A 24938-nucleotide genomic window follows, 5' to 3' on the forward strand; every position below is an offset into this window, starting at 1 on the left:
CGGGGCCGCAGACGCGAAGCCCACCCCCGCCACCCACGGCAACGACACCCCCACCGCCACCGCCACACACGACGACACAACGCGACGACCAGGAGAAAAACGGCTGAAAGGCATCACAGACTCCATAAGTGCTAGAGAGCTACTAGAACCAGGAGAACCCGTGCACATCGCAGCAAGCCTATGGAAAGACCTTTGTATCTTCAGTGAGCGTCTTCAGCCTTGCGGCTCCAGTGTGAGGACGGCCTTGGCGACAGACGTCATGCGGTTGGGGCCGCATCGGGATCTGCGGAAGATCCGTCAGGACTTCAAGCGGGCGCTCCCGCGTTCGACGGGTGCTCGCGCGGCGGCCGGGGCGCGGTCGCCGGGATCGGTGACGCCCTGCGCGTTCAGGCCGTGATGCCCTCAAGCATGTGAACGGGTCGGTCACTCGCTCGTCGTAGTCGTAAGCATCGACAATCGCTTCTTCGACCGCGGCCTCAAGGCCGGCGTTGTCCAACAACCCATGCGACAACACCAGCCACCCTCAGGCCGCCACCGGGAGAGGCCATGGCACTGCTCGTGTCCCACCTCCCTCCTAAGCCCGAGCCCAGTCACCGTCACTCGATCCCGGGCGATCAAGGTCAAGTGAACGCAAATTCACCCCGCCGCAACGCATCCATTCACCTGCCCCAGGAGTCTCAGTCTCCGAGCGGCACCCATATGTGGCCGCACATCAGTGGCATTTGGAGCGTTCACGTGAATTTCGGCATCAAACGCGTCACCGCCACGGCCACCGTGGCCCTCACCGCGGGTGCGGTGCTCGCCGGGAGCGCCTTCGCCTCCACGGCGCACGCCGCCGCACCGCCGACTCCGAAGATCGTCGCCAAGGGCGGCTTCGTGATGAACAACGGCACCGGCAAGACCCTCTTCACCAAGTCGGCGGACACCCGCCGCGCCACCGGCTCCACCACCAAGATCATGACGGCCCTGGTGGTGCTGTCGCAGAAGAACGTGAACCTGAAGTCCAAGGTCACGATCCAGAAGGCGTACAGCGACTACATCGTCTCCAAGAACGCCTCGTCCGCCCGGCTCATCGTCGGCGACAAGGTCACCGTGGGCCAGCTCCTCTACGGCCTGATGCTCCCGTCCGGCTGCGACGCCGCGTACGCCCTGGCCGACAAGTTCGGCTCCGGCTCGACGCGTTCGGCGCGCGTGAAGTCGTTCATCGGCAAGATGAACTCCACGGCCAAGAGCCTCAAGCTGAAGAACACCCGCTTCGACTCCTTCGACGGCATAGGAGGTGGCAACAACTACTCCACGCCGCGCGACCTGACGAAGATCGCCAGCAGCGCGATGAAGAACGCCACCTTCCGCTCGATCGTCAAGACGAAGTCGACGAAGCAGAAGGTGACGACCAAGAGCGGCGGCTACCGCTACATGTCGTGGAGCAACACCAACAAGTTGCTCAGCAGCTACAGCGGCGCCATCGGCGTGAAGACCGGTTCCGGTCCGACCGCCAAGTACTGCCTGGTCTTCGCCGCTACCCGGGGCGGCAAGACCGTCATCGGCACGGTGCTCACCTCGTCCTCCGAGGCGAACCGCACCGCCGACGCGAAGAAGCTCATGGACTACGGCTTCAAGAAGTAGCCCGCGCGCGTACGAGCAAGGGGCCGGGCCCGCACGGTGTGTGCGGGCCCGGCCCCTTCGTCGTTCCTACGGCCCTCGGCCCCTACGGCTGCCGGCGGCGCAGATCGGCCGTGAAGGCGACCCAGGCGGCGGGCGCGACGGTGACGATGGGGCCTCGGAGGCGCTTGGAGTCGCGGACGGCTACGGTGCGGGGGATGTTGCGGGCCACTTCGACGCACTCGCCGTTTCCGCTGCTGTAGCTGGACTTGACGAACTCGAAGTGGGGCACGACTACAACTCCTTGCGAATACGCCCTATGAGAGCGATGGAATCGCGGGGAGCGAGTCCGCTTCTGGCGATACGGCCGAATGTGACGTTATGGCGGGCGGCATCCGTCTCACTCTCCAGCCACAGAGTAGACGACGTCGTGTCCATGTAGACCACGTCCATCGCACCGGGTTCAGCGAACGAGACAATGCTGAAAGCGCTGGTCATGCCCGGATGCGATCCCGCGAGGAAGGGGACAACCTGCACTGTGACATTTGGCTCAGCAGCCGCCTCCGCCAAGCGGGTCAGTTGAGCCCGCATCACATCACGGCCACCGACCAGTTGGCGCAAGGAACCCTCAGCAACAATCGCCCACAGCGCGAGCGGAGTGCTGTCCGTCAGCCGCGCCTGCCGTGCGATTTTCGCTTCGACGAAGCGCTCGATCTCGTCCGGGTCATCCCAGTCCGCGTTCCCGACTGCGAGCGCCCTGGCGTAGTCCGGAGTCTGGAGCAGCCCAGGCACGAATGCCCCCTGCCAGGTCCTGACGCCTGTTGCGATGTCTTCGAGCGCGACGTATTCGACCAGCGAACGCAGCTCCGGGTACTGGTTCCACCAGCCCTTCGCCTTACGTCTCTCCCGGTCCACCCGGGCAACTTCCAACAGCCGCCCCACGGACTTCGGGTCCTCCAGACCGTAGAACTCGCAGAGGGTTCGGATGTCCGGGTCCCTCATGGGAACCCATCCCCGCTCCATCTTCACGATCTTCGAGTTGGTCGCGCTGATGACCTGGGCGGCCTGCTGCTGGGTCTTCCCGGACGCGTCCCGCAGGCGCAACAGCTCGCTACCGAGCCTGCGCCCCAGAACAGTTGACGACCGGTTCCCCTGCGGTGTCGCTGGATTCACGGCCCCAGTCTCCCGTCTCCCGGGGCGAGCCGTCGACCGCCGTCACTCATTGGGGACAATTGTCTCCGTTTCACTTGCGCCTCTTCTTGAAGGGCCAATACGTTCGGTACTCCACCGCTCGCACAGCGGAACCGAAACGGCGGAAGTGCACCGCCCCGCCCTGCGCCGGAACCGGCCCCCCGAGTCCGGCCCACCGCAGCAGCGGCATCGCCACCGCCCACCTCACACCGGAGGCACGCGTCCATGACCGCAGCCCAGGAGACCCCCGTACCCGCCCACGGCCCCGGCCGTGTCCTGCGTGAGGACCGGGTCGACTACACGCCCACCGCGCACAGCGTCGTCCTCAGCCGGCACCGCGCCGCCCGGCTCGTCCTCCAGTGGGGGCACGCCGGGCTCGCCGGTGACGCCGCGCTGGTGGTCAGTGAGTTGGCGACCAACGCGTTGCTGCACGGGGCGATCCGGGGGCGGCTCTTCCGGGTCCACCTCACCCTCACCGTGAGCGCGCTCCGTATCGCGGTGAGCGATCCCCGGGGCGAGCGGCTGCCCTGCCTGCGCGAGCCCGACGCCGAGGACTGCTACGGGCGCGGGCTCCAGATCGTCGCGCGGCTCGCCGACGACTGGGGCGTCGAGCCGCGTACCGTCGGCAAGACCGTGTGGGCCGAACTCGCCGTACGGTGAGGGCCGGACATGCCGGTGGGCCCGTACGCGGAAACGTACGGGCCCACCCGAAGCGTGTGCAGCGGAGCGCGTTACGCCCAGGTGATCAGCCGCTTCGGCTGCTCCAGGATGGCGGCGACGTCCGCCAGCACCTTCGAGCCCAGCTCGCCGTCGACCAGGCGGTGGTCGAACGACAACGCCAGCGTGGTGACCTGACGCGGCTTCACCTTGCCCTTGTGGACCCACGGCTGGAGCTTGATCGTGCCCACCGCGAGGATGGCGGACTCGCCGGGGTTGAGGATCGGGGTGCCGGTGTCCACGCCGAAGACGCCGACGTTGGTGATCGTCACCGTGCCGCCCGCCATCGCGGCCGGCGAGGTCTTGCCGTCGCGGGCGGTGGTGACCAGCTCGCCCAGGGCGGTGGCCAGCTCGGGCAGGGTCTTGTCGTGCGCGTCCTTGATGTTCGGCACGATCAGACCGCGCGGGGTGGCGGCGGCGATGCCCAGGTTGACGTAGTGCTTCCGCACGATCTCCTGGTTCGCCTCGTCCCAGGCGGCGTTGACGTCGGGGTTCCGCTTGATCGCGACGAGGAGGGCCTTGGCGATGATCAGGAGCGGGTTGACCCGCACCCCCGCCATCTCCTTGTCCTCCTTCAGCTCCGCCACCAGCTTCATCGTGCGCGTCACGTCGACCGTGACGAACTCGGTGACGTGCGGCGCGGTGAAGGCGCTGCCGACCATCGCCTGCGCGATGGCCTTGCGGACGCCCTTGACCGGGATGCGGGTCTCGCGGGCGGAGCCGGCCGGCACCACGGCCTCGGCGGGTTCCGCGACGGCCGCCGGTACGGGAGCGGAGACGGCCTCGGCCGCCACCGGAGCCGCCGCCGCGTGGACGTCCTCGCGGGTGATGACGCCGTCCTTGCCGGTCGGCGTGACCGTCGCCAGGTCGATGCCCAGGTCCTTGGCGAGCTTGCGGACCGGCGGCTTGGCCAGCGGCCGACCGCCCGCCGGAGCCACCGGAGCGGCCGGGGCAGCAGCAGGGGCGGCCGGAGCCGCCGGGGCGGGCACGCTGTGCCCGTTCAGCTCGGCCTGCACCGCCGCCGCGACGGCGGCGGTCTCGGGCGGCGTAGCCACCGCCTTGCGCGGGCGGCGCTTCGTGGAGGTCTCGGCCACGCCGTAGCCCACCAGCACCGGCTGGCGGCCCTTCGGCGCTTCGGCGGCCGACTCGGCGGCAGGCTCGGCGGCGGGCTCCTTGGCCGGGGCGGGCACCTGCGCGGCGGCCGGTTCCGGGGCGTCACCGCTGCCCGGGGCCACGTCCACGGCGATGATCACCTGGCCGACGTCGACGGTCGTGCCCTCGGGGAAGCGCAGTTCGTGCACCACCCCGTCGAACGGGATCGGCAGCTCGACGGCCGCCTTGGCCGTCTCGACCTCGCACACGACCTGGCCGTCGGTGACGGTGTCGCCGGGCTGGACGAACCATTTGAGGATCTCAGCCTCGGTCAGTCCCTCGCCCACATCGGGCATCTTGAACTCACGGAAGCGAGCAGACGTTTCGGTCATCGTCGTCACGAACCCTCTCCTCAGAACGCCAGCGAGCGGTCGACGGCGTCGAGCACCCGGTCCAGGCCGGGCAGATACTCGTCCTCCAGCCGGGCCGGCGGGTAGGGCACGTGGTAGCCGCCGACCCTGAGCACCGGCGCCTCCAGATGGTAGAAGCATCGCTCGGTGATCCGGGCGGCGATCTCCGCGCCGGAGCCGTAGAAGACGGGCGCCTCGTGGACCACGACGAGCCGTCCGGTCTTCTCGACCGAGGTCTGCACGGCGTCGAAGTCGATCGGAGACATCGAACGCAGGTCCAGGACCTCGACGGACTTGCCCTCCTCCTCGGCCGCGGCGGCGGCCTCCAGGCAGACCTTGACCATCGGCCCGTACGCGGCGAGCGTCAGGTCGCGGCCCTCGCGCGCCGTCACGGCGCGGTGCAGCGGGCCGGGGATGGACTCGGTGTCGACCTCGCCCTTGTCCCAGTAGCGCCGCTTGGGCTCGAAGAAGATGATCGGATCGTCGCTCTGCACGGCCTGCTGCATCATCCAGTAGGCGTCGCTCGCGTTCGACGGCGAGACCACCTTGAGCCCGGCGACGTGCGCGAAGAGCGCCTCGGGGGACTCGCTGTGGTGCTCGACCGCGCCGATGCCGCCGCCGTAGGGGATGCGGACGACGACCGGCAGCTTGATCTTGCCTAGCGCGCGGGCGTGCATCTTCGCGAGCTGCGTGACGATCTGGTCGTACGCGGGGAAGACGAAGCCGTCGAACTGGATCTCGACGATCGGGCGGTAGCCGCGCAGGGCCAGGCCGATCGCCGTGCCGACGATGCCGGACTCGGCGAGCGGGGTGTCGATCACCCGGTCCTCGCCGAAGTCCTTCTGGAGTCCGTCGGTGATGCGGAAGACACCGCCGAGCTTCCCGACGTCCTCACCCATGATGAGGACCTTGGGGTCGGTGTCGAGGGCGTGGCGCAGCGACTCGTTGAGCGCCTTCGCGATGGACATCTTTTCCACGGCCATGGCTAGTTGCCCTCCTCGGCAGAGTCTGCGAACGATGCCTGGTAGGCGGCGAACTGGGCCCGCTCCTCGTCGACGAGGGAGTTGCCGTCGGCGTAGCCGTGGTCGAACAGGGCCATCGGGTCCGGGTCGGGCATCGCCCGCACCGCCTCGCGCACCCGCTTGCCCAGCTTCTCGCTCTCCTCGTCGAGCGCGGTGAAGAAGGCCGCGTCGGCGAGCTCCTGCTTCTCCAGGTACGTGCGCAGCCGCAGGATCGGGTCCTTGGCCTCCCACGCGGCACGTTCCTCGTCGGCCCGGTACTTCGTCGGGTCGTCGGAGGTGGTGTGCGCGCCCATCCGGTAGGTGAACGCCTCGACGAGGGTGGGGCCCTCGCCGCGCCGGGCGCGCTCCAGGGCCGAGCGGGTGACCGCCAGGCAGGCCAGGACGTCGTTGCCGTCGACCCGGACGCCGGGGAAGCCGTAGCCCTGGGCGCGCTGGTAGAGCGGGACCCGGGTCTGGCGCTCGGTGGGCTCGGAGATGGCCCACTGGTTGTTCTGGCAGAAGAACACGACGGGGGCGTTGTAGACCGCCGAGAAGGTGAACGCCTCGGCGACGTCGCCCTGGGAGGAGGCGCCGTCCCCGAAGTACGCGACCACGGCGGAGTCCGCGCCGTCCTTGGCGACGCCCATGGCGTAGCCGGTGGCGTGCAGGGTCTGCGAGCCGATGACGATCGTGTACAGGTGGAAGTTGTTGCTGTTCGGGTCCCAGCCTCCGTGGTTCACCCCGCGGAACATGCCGAGGAGGTTGGTGGGGTCGACCCCGCGGCACCAGGCGACGCCGTGCTCGCGGTAGGTCGGGAAGACGTAGTCGTCGTCCCTCAGGGCCCGGCCGCTGCCGATCTGCGCGGCCTCCTGGCCCAGCAGCGAGGCCCACAGGCCCAGCTCGCCCTGGCGCTGAAGCGCGGTCGCCTCGGCGTCGAAGCGGCGGGTGAGGACCATGTCGCGGTACAGGCCGCGCAGGTCTTCCGCGCTCAGGTCGATGCTGTAGTCCGGGTGTTCGACGCGCTCGCCCTCGGGCGTCAGCAGCTGTACGAGCTGGGGCTCGGAACGCTGCGGCGTCTTCGCTGCGCTGGTCCGCTTGCTGCTGCGTCGCGGTTTACGCGCGGCAGCGGCGGTGCCTTCCACGGTCACGTGCGTGCTCCTCCGTCGGTCCGGCCCCCGGGGTCTGCCGGGAACCAGTGCGGCTCGCCTGTGCCCGGACCCGTGCACGGGGTGGGTGCCGCTCGGCCGGGGTACAGGCGTGACAGGTGCCCCGGCGAACGCCCTGTCATAGGCACGTTACCCAGTGCGTCGCATAACTGCGAAACCCTATCTGACCTGCAATTTTGCTTGGATTTCCAAGTAAATCGACAAAATCGCGAAGCTCTGCTGGTCACAGCACTGGAAACAGCCTTGCAGGCCGCCGGAACAACGGCACGTTATCCCGGCGGAACAGCGCCAGGGAAGAGCGGAGCGGAAGGGAGTGTGTGAGACTGCGTTTGTGCGCGAAGAAGGAAAAATCACGGTATTCCTGCTCGACGATCACGAGGTCGTACGGCGCGGCGTGTACGAGCTGCTGTCCGTCGAGGACGACATCGAGGTGGTCGGCGAGGCCGGTACGGCGGCCGACGCGCTGGTCAGGATCCCGGCGACGCGCCCCGACGTGGCGGTCCTGGACGTGCGGCTGCCGGACGGCAGCGGCGTGGAGGTGTGCCGGGAGGTCCGCTCTCAGGACGAGAGCATCAAGTGCCTGATGCTCACCTCGTACGCGGACGACGAGGCCCTGTTCGACGCGATCATGGCCGGGGCCTCGGGATACGCGCTGAAGGCGATCCGCGGCAACGAGCTGCTGAGCGCCGTACGGGACGTGGCGGCGGGCAAGTCGCTGCTGGATCCGGTGGCCACGGCCCGGGTCCTGGAGCGGCTGCGCGACGGGACCGGCGGCAAGCGCGACGACAAGCTCGCCAACCTCACCGAGCAGGAGCGCAGGATCCTGGACCTGATCGGGGAGGGCCTGACCAACCGGGTCATCGGGGAGCGCCTGCACCTCGCCGAGAAGACGATCAAGAACTACGTCTCCAGCCTGCTGTCCAAGCTGGGCATGGAGCGGCGGTCCCAGGCGGCGGCCTACGTGGCCCGTCTCCAGGCCGAGCGCCGCTGAGAAGCCGAACGCCGCCGAGAAGCCGAGCGCCGCCGAGAGGCGGTCGCCGGGGCCGCCGAAACCGGCCCGACCGGCGCTCACCCGGGACTTTGGTCCCGGCCGACCCGGGGCAGGGGACTCTTCCGGCTGTCCGGCCCGCCCGGGGACAGTGGAGCCCATGTCCTGCGACGAACTCCACACGGCCGAGCCGATCGACCTGCTCGGCCGGGTCCCGTACGGCCGGCTCGCGACCAGCATGCGCGCCCTGCCGTTCCTGGCGGTGGCCCGGCACATCGTGAGCGACGGCGGCATCCTGCTGCGGATCCACCGCGGCTTCGGCTACCACGAGGCGTGCGACGGGAGCGTCGTCGCGTACGGTGCGGACAACTACAACGGCGCGCACGCCGAGGACGGTCGGGGCCTGTGGTCGGTCCAGTTCACCGGACCGGCCGAGATCGCGCATCCCCGCGCCGAGCAGCGGGAACGGTTCGGCGCGGCGCCGGTCAGCGTCAACGGGGAGCCGTACGAGGCGGCCTACCTCCGGATCGAGCCGCACTTCGTCACCGAGCACACTCTGGGCTTCAACGCAAGTCAGCTTGTCCGCCACGCAGCGTGATCTACCATTTGGTAAGTGCCGCGCTCATATGTAACCCGCCCAGTTCCTCCGGTCGGCGAGGTGCTGCGCCGCTATCCGGAGGTGGGGGAACCGCTCGCCTGCGAGCCGGTCACCAAGGGCCTGCTGAACCACGGATACCGCGTGTCCACCACCCGCGGCTCCTACTTCCTCAAGCACCACCTGGACAAGAGGCACCTCGGCGACACCTCCGGTGAACGCGCCACGATCGTGCGCCAGCACCGCGCCACCCAGCGCCTCCAGTCACTCGGAGTGCCCGTCGTGCCGCCCCTGACCGACCGGGAGGGCGGCACGCTCACCGTCATCGGCGACCGCAGTTACGCCCTGCACCCGTGGATCGACGGGCTCCACCGGATCGGCGCGCAGCTGACGTGCGTCCAGTCCCGGCGGCTCGGAACGCTCCTCGGGGCCGTGCACACCGGCCTCGAACAGGTGATGTCACCGCGCGGCGGGGGTGGCGGCGAGCAGCACGGGGCCACCGCGCAGCCGCCGTCCCGGCCCGGTTACGGGAGTCCGGACGCGGCCGACACCTTCGCGCTCATCGACGAACTGCTCGCCGTGGCGCGCGGTGAGCGCCCCCGGGACACCCCGCGCGACGCCTTCGACGAGCTCGCCGTCCACCGCCTCGTGGAGCGCCGCGCCCTGCTGGAGCAGCACGCCCACCGCCGCCCGCCCACCCCGGCCGGGCCGGCCACCGGGTGGGTGCACGGGGACTTCCACCCGCTCAACCTGCTCTACCGGGGCGGCGATCCGGTCGCGATCGTGGACTGGGACCGCCTCGGCGTGCAGCCGCGCGCCGAGGAGGCCGTACGGGCGGCGGCCATCTTCTTCGTCCAGCCGGCCGGCGAACTGGACCTGGCGAAGGTACGGGCGTACGCGCGCGCCTACCGGCGGGCGGCCGGGGTGGGGGCCGCGGAGCTGGCCGCGGCGGTGCACCGGGTGTGGTGGGAGCGGCTCAACGACCTCTGGATACTGCACTGGCGCTACCGCCTCCACGACCGCAGGGCCGACCCGCAGTTCCCTGCGGTGTCGGCCCTGGCGGTGTGGTGGACGCGTGAGTACGCGGCGGTGTGCGCGGCCTTCACGGAGTGAGCGCGGCGGTGTGCGCGGCCCTCACGCCCGTGCGCGGCCCTCACTCCGTGAGCGCGGCGGCTTACGGGATGGTGTTGCCCGCCGTGGCGCCCGTCGTGGTGTCCGTGCCGCCGTCGTCCGTGCCGCCGTCGTCCTCGCCACTGCCGCCCGGGGTGCCCGGGTCGGTGGTCGGGCCGGTGGGGTCGGTGCTCGGATCGCCGCTGCCGCCCTCGTTGGTGTTGCCGTCCGAGCCGCCGGTGTCGGTGTTCTCGGACGGGTCCGGGGACGGGGAGATCGTGGATCTGCTCGGGCTCGGCGACGGGGACCAGTCCGGCGGGTCGGGCAGCGTCTGGCCGCCGGAGGAGCTGTCGTCGGGCAGGCCCGGGTCGTCGGTCTCCTCATCGTCGTCGTCCTCGGACGGCTCGTCCGAGGGCTTGTCCTGGGGCGGACTGACGGAGGTGGACGGCGTGATCTGCTTCTTCTCCGCGCCGTCCCCCTGCGCCGCGTTGAGGGCGAAGGCGACGCCCGCGCCGATCGCGACCAGCGCCAGCAGCACGAAGAGCAGCATCTTGCCGCGACGGCCGCCGGAGCCGCGCTGACCGCCGCCGTCGTATCCGCCGTCGTCCGGGTTGAGCGGCGGCAGGATCGGGCCCTGCGAGGTGTCCCCGTGCATCGGGTGGCCCATGGCGCGCGTGCTGCCGGTCATGCCGTGCGGAGGCGTCTGACCGCCCTCGTGCAGCGCGACCGGGCCGGTGTTCCACGTGCCGGTGTGACCGCCCTGCACCTGGAGCATCTGGAGGCTGTACTGGACGAGGCCGCGCATCTCCTCGGCGCTCTGGAACCGGTCGTCCGGGTCTTTAGCCAGGGACCGCATCACCATGCCGTCCAGCTCCGGCGGCACCACGTCCGAGACCTGGGACGGCGGCAGCGGAATGTCCTGGACGTGCTGGTAGACCACCGAGAGCGGGGTCTCTCCGGTGAACGGGGGGCGCAGGGCGAGCAGTTCGTAGAGCAGGCAGCCGGTGGCGTACAGGTCGGAGCGGTGGTCGACCGCCTTGCCGAGGGCCTGCTCGGGGGAGAGGTACTGCGGCGTGCCCATGACCATGCCGGTCTGGGTCATCGTCGACTGGGCGCCGTGCAGCGCGCGGGCGATGCCGAAGTCCATCACCTTGACGGCGCCGGAATCCGTGATGATCACGTTGGCGGGCTTGATGTCCCGGTGCACGATGCCGTGCTGGTGGGAGTAGGCCAGCGCCTCCAGCACCCCGGAGACGATGATCAGCGCCTGCTCGGGCGGCGGGGCCTCGGCGGTCAGGAGCAGATCGCGGATCGTGCGCCCCTCGACCAGCTCCATCACGATGTACGGGACGGTCTGGCCGCCCACGACGTCCTCGCCGGAGTCGTACACGGCGACGATCGCGTGGTGGTTGAGCCCGGCGACCGACTGGGCCTCGCGGGTGAAGCGGGCCTTGGAGACCGGGTCCTCGGCGAGGTCGGAGCGGAGCAGCTTGACCGCGACCGTACGGCCGAGCCGGACGTCCTCCGCGGCGTAGACCTCCGCCATACCGCCCCGGCCGAGCCGGTAGGTCATCCGGTAACGTCCGTCACCGACGACGCCGCCGACGCCCCAGGAGTCGGTGCCATCCGAAACTCCGCCGCCGTTTGCTTCGGAATCGGGTGCCATCAGTCCTCGCCGTCGTATCTGTCCGCGCGTCCGCGGGTTCTCACGGTGCCTTGCTGCATTGCCACGTCACGCTACAGCCTCCGCCGGACCACCAGGTTCCGCACTGTGCAGATCATCCGACCGCTCCGCGTGCCGTACGCCCGCATTCCTTGTGTTTCCTGTAACGCTTCCGGGACGCTTCTTGTGCGCAGGGTCACGGAACGGATTCCCGGCTTGACGTGTCGTACCCCTCGGGCAGACTTGGCGCGTCATACGGATACACCGCGCGTGCACCGCGCGCCGAGGGGGATGCGAGTCATGAGCGAGGACGGCGCACGGGGCCGCCACGCGGGCGAAGCGCTCGCGGGAGGCCGCTACCAACTGCGCGGCCTGCTCGGCGAAGGCGGGATGGCGTCCGTATACCTGGCCTACGACTCCGCGCTGGACCGGCAGGTGGCGATCAAGACGCTGCACACCGAGCTGGGGCGCGAACAGTCCTTCCGCGAGCGGTTCCGGCGCGAGGCCCAGGCGGTCGCCAAGCTCCAGCACACCAACATCGTCTCGGTCTTCGACACCGGCGAGGACGAGCTCGGCGGGGCGCTGATGCCCTACATCGTCATGGAGTACGTCGAGGGGCAGCCGCTCGGCTCGGTGCTCGCCGCCGACATCCGGCAGTACGGCGCGATGCCCGCCGACAAGGCGCTCAGGGTGACGGCGGACGTGCTCTCCGCGCTGGAGGCCAGCCACGAGAGGGGCCTGGTCCACCGGGACATCAAGCCCGGCAACGTGATGATGACCGGCCGCGGCGTCGTGAAGGTCATGGACTTCGGCATCGCGCGGGCCATGCAGTCCGGCGTCACCTCGATGACGCAGACCGGCATGGTCGTCGGCACCCCGCAGTACCTCTCCCCCGAACAGGCCCTGGGCCGCGGGGTCGACGCGCGGTCCGACCTCTACTCGGTCGGCGTCATGCTCTTCCAACTGCTCACCGGCAGGATCCCCTTCGACGCGGATTCGGCGCTCGCCATCGCCTACGCGCACGTACAGGAGGACCCGGGAGCCCCGTCCGCCGTCAACCGGTCGGTCACACCGGCGATGGACGCCCTCGTCGCCCGCGCGCTGAAGAAGAACCCGAACGAGCGCTTCCCGAGCGCGGCGGCGATGCGGGACGAGACCCTGCGCGTGCTGAACGCCTCCGCCGGCCGGGCCGAAGCGCCGGCGATCGTGGCCGGCGGCGGGCCGGTCAGCAGCGGATCCGGCGTCGGATCGGCCGTCTTCCCGCCGGTGGACCAGGCCGCCCCCGCACCGCAGAGCCTCCAGACGCCGTACCAGCCGCACCCGCAGCATCAGCCGCACCCGTCGCATCCGCACGTCCAGGCGCATCTGCCGGGCCCGTACGCCCCGCAGGTCCCGCAGGTCCCGGCGCAGGGCTACGGCTACCCGCAGGCGGCCCCGGGCTACCCGTCGCCCGGCCCCCTGGCCCACCAGACCTCCGGCCCCCCGGCCCACGGGACCCCGCCGCCGTACACGGTCGCCCAGCAGCAGCCGGGCGGCGGCTCCCGGCGGAACATGCCGGTCGTGCTCGGCTCGATCCTGGTCGCGCTGCTCGCGATCGGCGGCCTGGTCACCGTGCTCTCCTTGCAGAACGACGACGAGGAGGCGCGGGCGGCGGGCGGCGGGAGCGGTGCGCAGGGGACCGGCGAGACCGTCGAGGACGGTTACCGGCCGCCGGAGCGCAACCGGACCATGAAGACCACCCAGTGCACGGACGCCATGGAGGACTCGAACGACCCGCAGAAGGTCGCGGCGCCGAACTTCGTCTACAAGGACGTCCTCTCCGCGAAGGCGTGCGCGGTAGCGGCGGGATGGACGGTCAAGGTCGTCGAGGAGCCGGGCAACACCTACGCGGAGGACCAGGTCGTCAGCCAGTTCCCGTCCCCCGGGACGGCCGTGCCCGAGCGGGGCGCGGACTTCGAGCTGAAGGTCTCCACGGGCCGGGCGGGCTGAGGTTCGGGGAGGCCCGGGGAGGCCCGGGGAGGCCCGCGCGGCTGAGGTCCGAGGAGGTCGGGGAAGCGGCCGGAGCGGCTGAGGTCCGGGAGGCCGGAAGCCGCTCGTGCGGCTGAGGTCCGGGAGGCCGGAAGCCGCTCGTGCGGCTGAGGCCGGAGGAGGCCCAGGCGGTTGAGGCCCCAGGAGGCCCGTCCGGCTGAGGGCTGAGCCCGACCGGTTCCGTCCGTCCTGGCTCCTCGGATGTCCGCCGCCGACCGGCCGCTGCCCGCCCGGGTTCCGGACAGCGCGTCCGGGATGCCGGATGCGGAGGCCCGTGTGACGCTGATCTCATGGCTCCAGGACATCCCGCCGTGTGGTCATCGAGGTACGTGGCCTGTCTGGTGGTGGCGGCCGGTGCGGCACTGGGGCCGGCGGCCGGATCGGGCCACGCCTCGCCGGGCGACGGCCCGGCCGCGGAGGCCGTTCCCGCCGGGCTCTCCCGCTCCTCCTCTTCCGCCGCCGCCGTGACCGGTGCCGCGTCCGGACCGTCCGCGTCGTCCCCTCCCGGGCGGCCCCTTCCGCCGGGCGGCACGTCCGTCTCTCCGTCGGCCCTCCCTGCCGCGCCGCCGCCCGCGGCCTCCGGTTCCGGCCTCACGCAACCCGGCCCCGGTGCCGGGAACGCCTCCTCGGCCAGTGGTCCCGGCGGGCCCATCGGCGACGGAGCGGGCGCGCCGGTGGGAACCACGGACGATCCGTCGTCCTCTCCCTCCCCTTCCGCTTCCGTCGAGGTGACCGGGTCGACCGCACCGCTGGCCGGGCGGGAGGCCGGGGTCGGCAAGGCCCGCCCGGGGCGCTCCCTGACGCCTCTGGAACAGGCCCGCGCCGAGCGGCCGATCGAGCCGGAGCCCTCGGACGAACCCGGGCGCAGCTCCGTCGACCTGCCCGTTTCGCCACCGCCGTCCAGCGCGTTCGACGATCCGGCGCGCCGCACGGGACAGGCGTTGGACGCCTCGGCCGTACGGCAGGTGCGGCAGGTCTCACTGGGCGCGGGCATCGCTCTGGTCGGCCTGGGGCTCGCTTTCCTCGCGTTCCGTATGCGTCACACGCACTGAGCGTCGCAGTTCCCCCCAAACCAGCCCGAACGACTTGCCAGAGCTAACATACTCGGTATACATACTCAGTATGTCGATCCGTCACGGGCTGCTGGCCCTCCTGGAGCAGGGCCCGCGCTACGGCTCCCGGCTCCGCACCGAATTCGAGTCGCGCACCGGCTCCACCTGGCCCCTGAACGTCGGCCAGGTCTACACGACGCTCAGCCGCCTGGAACGCGACGGCATGGTCGTCCAGGACGGAGCGGACGAGGCCGGGCACGACCTCTACGAGATCACCGACGCGGGCCGCGACGAACTGCGCAGCTGGTTCGAGACCCCCGTGGACCGCGCCAGCCCACCCCGCGACGAGCTGGCCATCAAGCTGGCCATGGCCGTCGGCGCCCCGGGCGTCGACATCCGCGACGTCATCCAGGCCCAGCGCCACCACACCCTCCAGGCGATGCAGGACTACACGCGGCTCAAGGCCCAGGCCCTCGCGGACGTGCCGTCCAACCGGGACGAGGTCGCCTGGCTCCTCGTGGTGGAGCAGATGATCTTCCAGGCGGAGGCCGAGGCCCGCTGGCTCGACCACTGCGAGGCCCGGCTGGTGCGACTCGCCAAGGCCGCCGCCACCGAACCGGTGGCGGGACCCGGCCCGGCGGCCACCCGCGGCGCGGCCCGGTCGGCGGCCGGCCGCGCCCGGGCCGCCCGCCCCTGACCGGCGGCCGAGCCCGCCCACCCGTACATCCGCGCAACACCCGCCACGCCTCAGCACCAGCACCAGCACCAGCACCAGCACCAGCACCACCCGTACATCATCCGCGCGTCCCCAGGGGGAACCACCGCCATGCCGTCCGACCCCAACCCGCCCACGCCCCGAGCCTCCGGTAGGCCCGGTTCGCCCGCCGGCGACCCCGTACTCGAACTGCGGGCGCTGACCCGCACCCACGGCTCCGGCATCGCGGAGGTACACGCCCTGCGCGGCATCGATTTCGCCGTGTATCCCGGCGAACTCGTCGCCGTGATGGGGCCGTCCGGCTCCGGCAAGTCCACCCTGCTGACACTGGCCGGCGGCCTCGACACCGCCACGAGCGGCCAGGTGATCATCGAAGGCCAGGACATCACCTCCCTCGGCCACAAGGGCATGGCGGCCCTGCGCCGCCGCAGCGTCGGCTACGTCTTCCAGGACTACAACCTCATCCCCGCCCTGACCGCCGCCGAGAACATCGCGCTGCCCCGCGAACTCGACGGCGTCTCCGTGCGCAAGGCCCGCAAGGAGGCCCTGGCGGCCCTCGCCGAACTGAAACTCTCCGAGGTGGCCGACCGCTTCCCCGACGAGATGTCCGGCGGCCAGCAGCAGCGCGTCGCCATCGCCCGCGCCCTCGTGGGCGACCGCCGCCTCGTCCTCGCCGACGAACCGACCGGCGCGCTCGACTCCGAGACCGGCGAGGCCGTCCTCGCCCTGCTGCGCACCCGCTGCGACGAGGGCGCGGCCGGCGTCATGGTGACGCACGAACCCCGGTACGCGGCCTGGGCGGACCGGGTCGTCTTCCTCCGCGACGGTTCGGTCGTCGACCAGACGGCCACCAGCGGAGCCGACTCCCTCCTCGCCGCCGAGGCCGCCAGGTGAGCCCGCTTCCCGGATGGCGCGCCGCCCTCCGCATCGCCCGGCGCGACGCCCTGCGGGCCAAGGGCCGCAGTGCCCTGGTCGTGGCGATGATCGCCCTGCCCGTCGTCGGTGTGACCGCCCTCGACCTGACCGCCCGCAGCACCGAGACCACCCCGGCGAGGGTGCTGACAGAGACGCTGGGCTCGGCCGACGCCCGGTTCACCGACGCGGGGCTGGGGCCGGTCCGCATCCATCAGATGCCCGATGCCTTCAACTGGACCACGCCCGGCGACCCTCCCGAACAGCGCCCCGGGGAAGAACCGGAGCCGGTGGACGTACCGGCGACGTTCCCCGACGGCTCGCGGTTCCTGACCGAGCAGTCCGTGCCCGCGTCCGTGACGACCCGCCACGGCATCGCCGACACCGAGATCACCGAACTGCGCGTCGCCGATCCGATGATGCGCGGCAGGGTCGAGCTGACCGACGGCGCCTACCCGCGGGCCAGGAACGAGGTCGCCGCGACCACGGCCTTCGCCGAGGCGTCCGGACTGTCCGTCGGCGACCGGGTCACCGTGCGCGGACCGCAGCTGTCCTACACGCTCACCGGTGTGGTGGAAGTGCCCGCCGATCTGAACGCGAAATCCTTGTTCGCCGTGGACGGCGCGGTCATCGCGCCGTGGCAGCAGGCCGCGGACCGCGACAAGAAGATCCTGCCGCCCCAGGCGGGCGAGATGACGTGGCTGGTCAACGGGCCGTCCAAAGCGGGCGTGACCTGGCGGGACGTCCTTGCCGCCAACAAGACGGGCGTTCTGGTGACGTCCCGCCAGGTCGTCCTGGACCCGCCGCCCGCATCCGAGATCCCCCTGGCCGAGAAGATGGACCTGGGGTCGACCTCGGATCCGAAGATGACCGCCGCGGCGCTGACCGTGGTCGTTATGGCCGTCCTGGAGATCGTGCTGCTCGCCGGACCCGCGTTCGCCGTGGGCGCCCGCCGTTCGCGCAGGCAACTGGGCCTGGTCGGTTCGTGCGGAGGCAGCCGCGGCCAGGTCGGGGCCGTCGTGCTCGCGGGCGGTGCGGTGCTCGGCGCGGTCGGTGCGGCGATCGGCGTGGCGGCCGGATTCGGCCTCACCGCACTGTTCCGGCCGATGATCGAGGAGTTCGCCGGAAGGCGCTTCGGCGAACTCAGCATCCAGCCCTTGGAGATCACCGCCATCGCCGTGCTCGGCCTGGTGACCGGTGTCCTCGCCGCCCTCGCCCCGGCGATCGTGGCGGCCCGCCAGTCCGTCCTGGAGTCCCTCACCGGACGGCGCGGCACCCGGCGCGGCTCCCGCGTCCTGCCCGTCGTCGGCGTGATCGCGTTGGCGGCCGGCGTCGCCGTCGCGGTCTACGGGGGCATCAGCGGCAGCACCAACCTGGTGGCCGGGGGATCCGTCCTCGCCGAACTGGGCGTTCTCGGCTGCGTTCCGGTGATCGTCGGCTTCCTCGGCCGACTCGGCAGCCGGCTGCCGATGACGCCGCGGTTCGCTCTGCGTGACGCCGCCCGCAACCGGGGCCGTACCGCTCCGGCCGTCGCCGCCGTGATGGCGGCCGTCGCCGGAAGCGTCGCCATCGCCACGTACACCAGCAGCAGTTCGGCGGAGCAGCAGGCCGACTACGTGCCCAACCTCACTGCGGGCACTGCGGCGCTGACGGTCTCCCAGACTGCGGAGACCGCCGAACTGCCGCGCGTTCGGGCCGCCGTCGATCAGAACCTCCCGGTCAGCGGTGGGCGCGTCGACTTCGAGAAGGTCTGGGCCGGCAGCAACTGCTCCGTGTACTACGAGGAGGCGAACGGCTGCGGAACCGTCGAGCTCGTCAAACCCACCGGCAAAGGCCACACCTGCCCGCTCCAGGGCAAGGGCGCCAAGGAACTCGCCCTGAGGATCTCGTCCGACGAGCACAAGCGGCTGATGAACTCGCCCGCATGCCTGGACGAGCTGTACACCTCCGCCTTGTTCGGCAACGACGACGACATCGTCGTCGGGGGCGCCGACCTGCTCGCCTCGTACGTAGAACTCGACGATCCGGCGGCGGCGAAAGCCCTGGCGGAGGGCACCCCGGTGCTGCTGAATCCGGCGTACGCGAAGAACGGCGAGGTCACCCTCAAGGCCGACCACATCTACAACGCGCGTGACAAGAAGAACCGCGCCCAGTACCCCGGCAAGGCCCGCACCACCACGGACCGGCTGAAGGTGTATGTCGCACCGGCCCGCTTCGCCGCGACGCCCGGCATCCGGATGATCCTGCCGAAGCAGACCGCCGCCCGGCTCGGCCTCCACACCGAGGACCACGGCAGCGTGTACAGGCTCGAACGCAACCCGACGGACGCCGAGAACCAGGCGATGGCAGCGGCGATCACCCAGACCGGAGACGGCGCCTACGTCACGACCCCGATGGAGCCGACCAGCTCCGACGACGCCACGATCCTGCTGATCCTCGCCCTCTTCGCCGGAGTGGTGACGCTGGGCGCCGCCGCCATCACGACCGGGTTGTCCAAGGCCGACGCGGAGGCCGACCTCATCACACTGAGCGCGGTCGGCGCGCCCCCGGGCGTACGGCGGTCGCTGTCCGGCTTCCAGTGCCTGGTGGTCGCGTTGACGGGGGTGCTGCTCGGGACGCTGGCGGGGATCGTGCCGGCGGTCGCACTGCGGCTGACCGACCTGGGCGCGGCGATGGAGGTCATGCGCCGGGACCCGTTGGTCTCGGCGTACACGCCGATCGTGATGCCGTGGGGGACGATCGGGCTGCTGACCCTGGCCGTGCCGGTGCTGGCCGGGCTGCTGGCCGCCGGCCTCACCAGCTCGCGGCTGACGCTGACCCGGCGCGCGGGCTGATCCCGCGCGGACTCGGCCGCGCGGACTCGGCCTCCGGAAGCCCATTCCCTTGTCCTGCGGCGATTCCGGTGCCCCCGGAGACGGTGGATCATCCGTTTCCGGGGGCACCAACGTGGTGTACGGCACGTGTGCGAGACAATGGCAGCATGGAGATGCCGAGGAATGACCGGTCGCAGGAGCACCCGCAGGTCCTTGTCGTGGGCCAGGACGGAATGGCTATCGGCGGCGGTGCCAGTGACGACGAGTCGCGCGAGGTCCCGGTGACGGAGATGGTCGAACAGCCCGCGAAGGTCATGCGCATCGGCAGCATGATCAAGCAGCTCCTGGAGGAGGTCAGGGCGGCTCCTCTCGACGAGGCGAGCCGGGTCAGGCTCAAGGAGATCCACGCCAGTTCCGTGAAGGAGCTGGAGGACGGCCTGGCGCCGGAGCTGGTCGAGGAGCTGGAGCGGCTCTCGCTGCCGTTCACCGAGGAGTCGGTGCCCTCCGAGGCCGAGCTGCGTATCGCGCAGGCCCAGTTGGTCGGCTGGCTGGAGGGGTTGTTCCACGGCATCCAGACCGCGCTCTTCGCCCAGCAGATGGCGGCCCGCGCCCAGCTGGAGCAGATGCGCCGGGCGCTGCCGCCCGGTGTGGGCCACGAGGACGAGGAGGGCGGCGCCGATCCGCACGGCCCGATCCGCTCGGGGCCGTACCTGTAACGGGCCCCGTCAACGGGACCCCGCCAACGGGCACCCACCACGGCGCTCGCACGAAGAATGTCCGAGGCCCGGCGCACACCGCGGAGTGTGCGCCGGGCCTTCGCCGTACCGGCGGACGGACGCGCTCGCCCTCGCGTACCGGGGTACGTCAGGCGGCGCCCGGCGCGGCCAGCAGCACCTTGCCGACGTGCGTGCTGGATTCGAGCACCCGGTGCGCCTCGGCGGCGTCCGGCATCGACACCGTACGGTCCACGATCGGGCGGACGACCCCGCCCTCGATCAGCGGCCAGACATGCTCGCGCACGGCGGCGACGATGGCGGCCTTCTCCTGGAGCGGACGCCCCCGCAGCGAGGTGGCGGTGACGGCGGCGCGCTTGGCGAGCAGGGAGCCGAGGTTGAGTTCGCCCTTGGCGCCACCCTGGAGGCCGATGATCGCCAGGCGGCCGTTGACGGCGAGCGCCTGCACGTTCCGGTCCAGGTACTTGGCGCCGATGAGGTCGAGGATGACGTCGGCCCCCGCCCCGGCGGTCGTCTCCCTCAGCTCCTCGACGAAGTCCTGCTCGCGGTAGTTGATGAGGATGTCCGCGCCCAGCTCGGCGCACCGGGCCAGCTTCTGCGGGCTGCCCGCGGTGACCGCGACCCGGGCGCCGACGGCCTTGGCCAGCTGGATCGCCATCGTGCCGATGCCGCTGGAGCCGCCGTGGACGAGAAGGGTCTCACCAGGACGGAGGTGCGCCACCATGAAGACGTTCGACCAGACGGTGGCGGTCACCTCGGGCAGCGCGGCGGCCACCGCCAGGTCCACGCCCCGGGGCACGGGGAGCAACTGCCCGGAGGGCACGGCGACCTTCTCCGCGTAGCCGCCGCCCGCGAGGAGGGCGCACACCTCGTCGCCGACCGCCCATCCGGTCACCCCGGGGCCGAGCGCCGCGACGCGGCCCGCGCACTCCAGACCGGGGTAGGAGGAGGAACCGGGCGGCGGGTCGTAGAAGCCCTGCCGCTGAAGCACATCGGCACGGTTCACGGCACTGGCGACGACCTCGACGAGGACCTCGCCCTCGCCGGGTACGGGATCGGGCACTTCGGCCCACACGAGCGCCTCGGGGCCACCGGGTTCGGGGATCGTGATCGCATGCATGGCCGCGAGGCTACTCCGGGCGCTGCCGCCGCGCGCGGTCCGCCGTGGGGCCGGAACGGCGTGCCGACGCGGACGGGCTCAGCAGCGGTCGGGCTCAGCAGCGGTCGGCTGGGGTGCGGGTCGGCTGGGGTGCGGGTCGGCTCGGGCGCGGGCGGCTGCGGTGTGGGTCGGCGCGGGTCGGCTCAGGCTTGTGCTCGGGTCGGGCACGGGTCGGCTGCGGTGTGGGTCGGCGCGGGCGGGTCAGGCGCGGGTCGGCTCGGGCTCGGGTCAGGGCGGGCTCGGGTCGGCAGCGATCCGCTCAGGTGCGGTTGTGCGGAGGCATCGGGTTGTGGGGGCCGGAGCTGTTGTGGGCGGCGGAGCCGTGGGGCTGACCGGCGCGCACGATGGTGATGACCCGGTCCGTCAGCTGCAACGGGCTGGCCGCCGGATCGTCGTAGCCGAGCAGCCGGTGTCCGCGCAACACGCTGACCACCAGGTCCTCGGTCTCCCGCACGCTCTTGCCCACCTCGGCCTTTATGACCGGCCGTTCGACGAGATCGAGGCCGCTGCCCTGCTGGATCAGGTCCTCCATCACGGTGCCCGCGCTCGGGCTCAGGACGGAGAGGCCGAGCAGTCGGCCCGCGGCACTGGCGCTGGTGATCACCGCGTCGGCGCCGGACTGGCGCAGGAGAGGCGCGTTCTCCTCCTCGCGGACCGCCGCCACGATCTTGGCGCTGCGGTTCAGCTGCCGCGCGGTCAGGGCCACCAGTACGGCGGTGTCGTCGCGCTGCGTGGCGATGATGATCTGACGCGCCTTCTGGAGCTCGGCGCGGAGCAGGACGTCGCTCCGTGTGGCATCGCCCAGCACTCCGGTGAAGCCCTCGGCGTTGGCCGCCTCGATCACCTTGGTGGCCGGATCGACGATGACGATCTGCTCGTTGCGGAGGCCGGTGGCGCAGAGGGTCTGGATCGCCGAGCGGCCCTTCGTTCCGAAGCCGACGACGACGGTGTGGTCACGCAAGTTGGATCTCCAACGCTTCAGCCGGAAGTCCTCCCGGGTGCGTTCCGTGAGGACTTCGAGAGTGGTGCCGACCAGGATGATCAGGAAGAGCACGCGCAGCGGTGTCACGAGCACCACGTTGATCAGCCGCGCACCGTCGCTGTACGGGGTGATGTCGCCGTACCCGGTGGTCGAGAGCGTGACCGTCGCGTAGTAGACCGCGTCCAGCAGGTCGACCTTGCCGTCGGCGTTGTCGTTGTAGCCGCCGCGGTCGAGCCAGACGATCATCACCGTCGTGGCCAGCACGAGCAGCGCCATCAGCAGCCGTTTGCCGACCTGCCGCGCCGGGCCGTCGACGACACGGCGCGGCAGCATCACACGCGTCGGTACGACATGCTCGTCGGCGCGCCTGGCCATCGCATCGTGGCCGGGAAGTTTCACGTGAAACACCCTTCCGTCCACGGCGTCGCCGGGGCCCATGGCAGATCGAGAATCTCCACCTCGGTGCCGGACCGTACCCCGCCCGGCGGTACGACGGCCAGTCCGTCCGCCGAGGCGATACCGCGCAGCATGGCCGGACCGTTGTAACGCAGCGGCGCGACGTGGTCCCGGCCGCCCACCCGGCCCGCACGGTGGACGACCGGAACGAGACGGGTGTCGTGCGGGTGGCCGTGCACCTCGGCGTGGACGAGAGCCCGGTACGCGTCCTGCGGCGGGCGGCCCGCGATGCCCGCGAGCAGCGGTTCGGCGAGCGTCAGCAGCCCCGCCACGGCGGCCAGCGGGTTCCCGGGCAGCCCGACCAGACAGGGCCCGCCCGGGGAGAGCCGGGCCAGCAGCATGGGGTGCCCGGGGCGGACGGCCACCCCGTCCACCAGCAGCTCGGCTCCGAGGTCTTCGAGGACCCGGTGCACATGGTCGACCGGACCGGAGGCGGTGCCCCCGGTGGTGACGATCAGGTCGGCGTCGGACCCGACGACGGCTGCGCGCAGCGCCCCCGCGTCGTCCCCGAGCCGACGCGGGCCGGAGACCTCGGCGCCCAGCGCCCGCAGCCAGGGGGCCAGCATGGGGCCGAGAGCGTCACGGATCAGTCCGTCGCGCGGCAGGCCCGCGGCAAGCAGTTCATCGCCGAGGACCAGGATGTCGACGCGCGGCCGGGGGACGGCGGGCAGGGCGTCGTAACCGGCTGCCGCGGCCAGACCCAGTACCGCCGGCGTCACCACCGTCCCAGCAGGCAGGAGCGGGTCGCCGGAGCGGCACTCCTGGCCGCGGGGGCGGATGTCCTGACCTGTGGCGACGGGCCGCCGGGCGTGCACCAATCCCTTGGCCTCGTCCGCGTGGGCGTGCTCGGTGCGGACGACAGCCGTCGTCTCGGCCGGGACACGGGCGCCGGTGGCGATCCGTACGGCGGTGCCGTCGGGCAACCGGGCGGGGGCGTCGCGCCCGGCGAGCAGCCCGGCCCCGCCCTCGAACGCCCAGGGCCCCGGTCCGGCGACCGCCCAGCCGTCCATGGCCGAGGTGTCGAAGGGCGGCAGGTCGGTGAGCGCGTCGAGCGTCTCGGCGAGCACGTGTCCCAGAGCCCGGTCGAGCGGCAGCCGGATCGCGGCGGGCGGACCGCTCCGACCGACATGTGCGGCGACGGTCCGCGCCCGCTCCCAGGAGACGGACGGCGATACGGGAGGAGCCGGCTCGGGGGCCCGGTCCGAGGAATCGGAGGCCCCAGAGGCTCGGGAGGCCCCAGAGGCTCGGGAGGCCCCGGAGGCACGATCCGAGGCCCCGGAGACCCGGTCCGAGGGCTCGAAGGCCAGGTCGTCCGAAGGCCCGGAGGCCCGGTCCGGTGCCGAGGCCGCGGGCGACGGGGTGCCCGGCGGAACGTCTGTCCAGGTGTCCGGCGCGCCCTCGGGGAGGTGTTCAGGCGAGCTGCCCGACGCACCGCGCGGCGGCTCGGAGTGCGGTGAGGAACAGTGGGCGGCGTCCGGCGGCGTCCGCTCGTCCGGTGCGCCCCGGCCAGAACTCGGGCCGAAGGTCCGACCGCCGACCAGGGCGAGGGCCTGCTGGACGGCCCGCTCCTCCTCCGCCGCGCGGGCGAGGGCATGGGCATCGTCGGGGCGGCGGCCGGTCATGGCGTCCCGCCCCCGTCGCCGCCACCCCCGCTACCCGGCGCGGTGCCCGTCCCCGCCGCCTTCCCGGTCTCCGCAGGCGTAGAGCCCGCCTCCTCCTCCCAGCGCAGGGCGAGGGCGGCGGCCTTGCCGGCGGCATCGGCCACCGCGGCGGCGACCTCCGGTCCGTCTCCGGCACTCGCCCGGCCGGCGGCGAACCCGACCAGGAACGTCGTGAGCGGAGCGGCGGGCCTGGCGACTCCGTGCGCGGCGTCACGGGCGAGGTCGAGCAGGACGTCGGTGTCGACGTCGAGTTCGACTCCCAGTTCGTTCTTGACCGAGGTGATCCATTCGTCCAGCACGGCCCCATGCTCCCTGATCCGCGCTCTGGCTGCGGCGATGTCGTCCCAAGTGTCGCAGTCGAACGCGGCGAGCGGACCGGCGTCTACCCGCGCGAGATCCAGCTCCACGGTCAGCAGGCGGAGCGGCAGACCCGCGAGGCTTCCGTGCTCGGTCGCGAGGAGGGCCAGCTCACGGCGGAGCGGCTCGGCACGATAGACGGCGACGAGCGGCTGGTCGCGCCCTGCGGGGTCGGTGCACAGAGCGCCCTCCCGCCCGTCCTCGTCGGCGGCGGCCAGCAACGCGTCCACCGTCTCCCGGCTCAGGAACGGCAGGTCGGCGGAGAGGACGAGAACGCGCTCGGCAGCCGTCAGCCCCACCCCCGCACCGAGCGCCGCCAACGGCCCTCCGCCCTCGGGCTCTTCCCGGGTCCAGGCCACCGGGCGGGCGGTGGCCCGCCGCCCGCCCACCACCACGGTGGCACCCGCATCGGCGCAGGCCGCGAGGACGCGGTCCAGCAGCGCTCGGCCGCCGACCCGTACCCCGGGCTTGTCGGCACCGCCGAGGCGCTTCGCGGCTCCGCCTGCAAGAACGATCACGTCGTACGCGGTCATG

Annotated in this window: 21 protein-coding genes and 1 pseudogene; 11 read left to right on the forward strand and 11 right to left on the reverse strand. The window is 71.8% G+C overall.

Going from position 1 to position 24938, the window contains the following annotated elements; translation table 11 throughout:
* Positions 1-213 precede the first annotated feature (213 nt).
* Positions 214-357, reverse strand: a pseudogene (locus EES43_RS13935) (IS5/IS1182 family transposase); the annotation flags it as partial.
* Positions 358-735: 378 nt separating this feature from the next.
* Here EES43_RS13935 and EES43_RS13940 point away from each other — a divergent pair.
* The gene (locus EES43_RS13940; RefSeq protein ID WP_124269030.1) at positions 736-1626 is read left to right on the forward strand and encodes a D-alanyl-D-alanine carboxypeptidase family protein; all 891 of its coding nucleotides are present in this window, start codon (positions 736-738) and stop codon (positions 1624-1626) included.
* 82 nt (positions 1627-1708) lie between these two features.
* On the opposite strand, the gene EES43_RS13945 is transcribed toward EES43_RS13940, so the two are convergent.
* Positions 1709-1894: a DUF397 domain-containing protein gene (locus EES43_RS13945; RefSeq protein ID WP_124269031.1), complete on the reverse strand. Its 186-nt coding sequence runs from the start codon at positions 1892-1894 to the stop codon at positions 1709-1711.
* A gap of 2 nt (positions 1895-1896) precedes the next feature.
* Positions 1897-2775: a helix-turn-helix domain-containing protein gene (locus EES43_RS13950; RefSeq protein WP_124269032.1), complete on the reverse strand. Its 879-nt coding sequence runs from the start codon at positions 2773-2775 to the stop codon at positions 1897-1899.
* A gap of 243 nt (positions 2776-3018) precedes the next feature.
* Here EES43_RS13950 and EES43_RS13955 point away from each other — a divergent pair, with 243 nt between their 5' ends.
* Positions 3019-3453 carry an ATP-binding protein gene (locus EES43_RS13955; protein WP_124269033.1) on the forward strand — a complete coding sequence of 145 codons (435 nt, stop codon included), beginning with the start codon at positions 3019-3021 and terminating at the stop codon, positions 3451-3453.
* Positions 3454-3524: 71 nt separating this feature from the next.
* Here EES43_RS13955 and EES43_RS13960 read toward each other — a convergent pair whose 3' ends face one another.
* The 3 genes from EES43_RS13960 to pdhA are packed head-to-tail and all read right to left on the reverse strand — an operon-like array spanning position 3525 to position 7161.
* Positions 3525-5003: a dihydrolipoamide acetyltransferase family protein gene (locus tag EES43_RS13960; protein ID WP_124269034.1), complete on the reverse strand. Its 1479-nt coding sequence runs from the start codon at positions 5001-5003 to the stop codon at positions 3525-3527.
* An 11-nt stretch (positions 5004-5014) separates the two neighbouring features.
* Positions 5015-5995, reverse strand: coding sequence for an alpha-ketoacid dehydrogenase subunit beta (locus tag EES43_RS13965; protein ID WP_124269035.1), 981 nt, complete (start codon positions 5993-5995; stop codon positions 5015-5017).
* Positions 5996-5997: 2 nt separating this feature from the next.
* Complete coding sequence (gene pdhA, locus EES43_RS13970) at positions 5998-7161, reverse strand: pyruvate dehydrogenase (acetyl-transferring) E1 component subunit alpha (RefSeq protein ID WP_124269036.1); 1164 nt, start codon at positions 7159-7161, stop codon at positions 5998-6000.
* A 349-nt stretch (positions 7162-7510) separates the two neighbouring features.
* Here pdhA and EES43_RS13975 point away from each other — a divergent pair, with 349 nt between their 5' ends.
* From EES43_RS13975 to EES43_RS13985, 3 genes are all read left to right on the forward strand, one after another.
* Positions 7511-8170, forward strand: a complete 660-nt coding sequence (locus EES43_RS13975) for a response regulator (protein WP_124269037.1) — start codon at positions 7511-7513, stop codon at positions 8168-8170.
* A gap of 157 nt (positions 8171-8327) precedes the next feature.
* Complete coding sequence (locus EES43_RS13980; RefSeq protein WP_124269038.1) at positions 8328-8765, forward strand: pyridoxamine 5'-phosphate oxidase family protein; 438 nt, start codon at positions 8328-8330, stop codon at positions 8763-8765.
* A 60-nt stretch (positions 8766-8825) separates the two neighbouring features.
* A complete protein-coding gene (locus EES43_RS13985; protein ID WP_124271973.1) occupies positions 8826-9875 on the forward strand; it encodes a phosphotransferase in 1050 nt (349 codons plus the stop codon).
* Between the two features lie 61 nt (positions 9876-9936).
* On the opposite strand, the gene EES43_RS13990 is transcribed toward EES43_RS13985, so the two are convergent.
* A complete protein-coding gene (locus EES43_RS13990) occupies positions 9937-11538 on the reverse strand; it encodes a protein kinase domain-containing protein (RefSeq protein WP_124269039.1) in 1602 nt (533 codons plus the stop codon).
* Positions 11539-11835: 297 nt separating this feature from the next.
* Here EES43_RS13990 and EES43_RS13995 point away from each other — a divergent pair, with 297 nt between their 5' ends.
* The 6 genes from EES43_RS13995 (at position 11836) to EES43_RS14020 (ending at position 19771) form a co-directional block, all read left to right on the forward strand.
* The gene (locus EES43_RS13995; protein WP_124269040.1) at positions 11836-13524 is read left to right on the forward strand and encodes a protein kinase domain-containing protein; all 1689 of its coding nucleotides are present in this window, start codon (positions 11836-11838) and stop codon (positions 13522-13524) included.
* 713 nt (positions 13525-14237) lie between these two features.
* On the forward strand, positions 14238-14615 hold the full coding sequence (locus EES43_RS31330) for a hypothetical protein (RefSeq protein ID WP_241192416.1): 378 nt from the start codon (positions 14238-14240) through the stop codon (positions 14613-14615).
* Between the two features lie 70 nt (positions 14616-14685).
* Positions 14686-15312, forward strand: coding sequence for a PadR family transcriptional regulator (locus EES43_RS14005; protein ID WP_124269042.1), 627 nt, complete (start codon positions 14686-14688; stop codon positions 15310-15312).
* Positions 15313-15441: 129 nt separating this feature from the next.
* A complete protein-coding gene (locus tag EES43_RS14010; protein ID WP_124269043.1) occupies positions 15442-16224 on the forward strand; it encodes an ABC transporter ATP-binding protein in 783 nt (260 codons plus the stop codon).
* Complete coding sequence (locus tag EES43_RS14015; protein ID WP_124269044.1) at positions 16221-19076, forward strand: FtsX-like permease family protein; 2856 nt, start codon at positions 16221-16223, stop codon at positions 19074-19076. Before EES43_RS14010 ends, EES43_RS14015 begins: the two co-directional genes overlap by 4 nt.
* Before the next feature lie 146 nt (positions 19077-19222).
* Positions 19223-19771, forward strand: coding sequence for a bacterial proteasome activator family protein (locus tag EES43_RS14020; RefSeq protein WP_124269045.1), 549 nt, complete (start codon positions 19223-19225; stop codon positions 19769-19771).
* A gap of 148 nt (positions 19772-19919) precedes the next feature.
* Here EES43_RS14020 and EES43_RS14025 read toward each other — a convergent pair whose 3' ends face one another.
* From EES43_RS14025 to EES43_RS14040, 4 genes are all read right to left on the reverse strand, one after another.
* Complete coding sequence (locus EES43_RS14025; RefSeq protein ID WP_124269046.1) at positions 19920-20909, reverse strand: NAD(P)H-quinone oxidoreductase; 990 nt, start codon at positions 20907-20909, stop codon at positions 19920-19922.
* Positions 20910-21207: 298 nt separating this feature from the next.
* Complete coding sequence (locus tag EES43_RS14030; protein WP_124269047.1) at positions 21208-22368, reverse strand: potassium channel family protein; 1161 nt, start codon at positions 22366-22368, stop codon at positions 21208-21210.
* A complete protein-coding gene (locus EES43_RS14035) occupies positions 22326-24008 on the reverse strand; it encodes a molybdopterin-binding protein (protein ID WP_241192417.1) in 1683 nt (560 codons plus the stop codon). The genes EES43_RS14030 and EES43_RS14035 overlap by 43 nt, the downstream gene beginning before the upstream one ends.
* Positions 24005-24937, reverse strand: a complete 933-nt coding sequence (locus EES43_RS14040; RefSeq protein ID WP_124269048.1) for an NTP transferase domain-containing protein — start codon at positions 24935-24937, stop codon at positions 24005-24007. The genes EES43_RS14035 and EES43_RS14040 overlap by 4 nt, the downstream gene beginning before the upstream one ends.
* Position 24938: the final 1 nt, after the last annotated feature.

This window comes from Streptomyces sp. ADI96-02 (assembly GCF_003846185.1).
Lineage (GTDB): Bacteria > Actinomycetota > Actinomycetes > Streptomycetales > Streptomycetaceae > Streptomyces.

Bases quoted from the DNA above. Each gene is read 5' to 3' on its own strand.
- EES43_RS13955 (WP_124269033.1), top strand. From the start codon at position 3,019: ATGACCGCAGCCCAGGAGACCCCCGTACCCGCCCACGGCCCCGGCCGT.
- EES43_RS14035 (WP_241192417.1), bottom strand. From the start codon at position 24,008: ATGACCGGCCGCCGCCCCGACGATGCCCATGCCCTCGCCCGCGCGGCG.
- EES43_RS14020 (WP_124269045.1), top strand. From the start codon at position 19,223: ATGGAGATGCCGAGGAATGACCGGTCGCAGGAGCACCCGCAGGTCCTT.
- EES43_RS14005 (WP_124269042.1), top strand. From the start codon at position 14,686: ATGTCGATCCGTCACGGGCTGCTGGCCCTCCTGGAGCAGGGCCCGCGC.
- EES43_RS13965 (WP_124269035.1), bottom strand. From the start codon at position 5,995: ATGGCCGTGGAAAAGATGTCCATCGCGAAGGCGCTCAACGAGTCGCTG.
- EES43_RS14025 (WP_124269046.1), bottom strand. From the start codon at position 20,909: ATGCATGCGATCACGATCCCCGAACCCGGTGGCCCCGAGGCGCTCGTG.
- EES43_RS14010 (WP_124269043.1), top strand. From the start codon at position 15,442: ATGCCGTCCGACCCCAACCCGCCCACGCCCCGAGCCTCCGGTAGGCCC.
- EES43_RS13990 (WP_124269039.1), bottom strand. From the start codon at position 11,538: ATGGCACCCGATTCCGAAGCAAACGGCGGCGGAGTTTCGGATGGCACC.
- EES43_RS13980 (WP_124269038.1), top strand. From the start codon at position 8,328: ATGTCCTGCGACGAACTCCACACGGCCGAGCCGATCGACCTGCTCGGC.
- EES43_RS13995 (WP_124269040.1), top strand. From the start codon at position 11,836: ATGAGCGAGGACGGCGCACGGGGCCGCCACGCGGGCGAAGCGCTCGCG.
- EES43_RS14040 (WP_124269048.1), bottom strand. From the start codon at position 24,937: ATGACCGCGTACGACGTGATCGTTCTTGCAGGCGGAGCCGCGAAGCGC.
- EES43_RS14030 (WP_124269047.1), bottom strand. From the start codon at position 22,368: ATGGGCCCCGGCGACGCCGTGGACGGAAGGGTGTTTCACGTGAAACTT.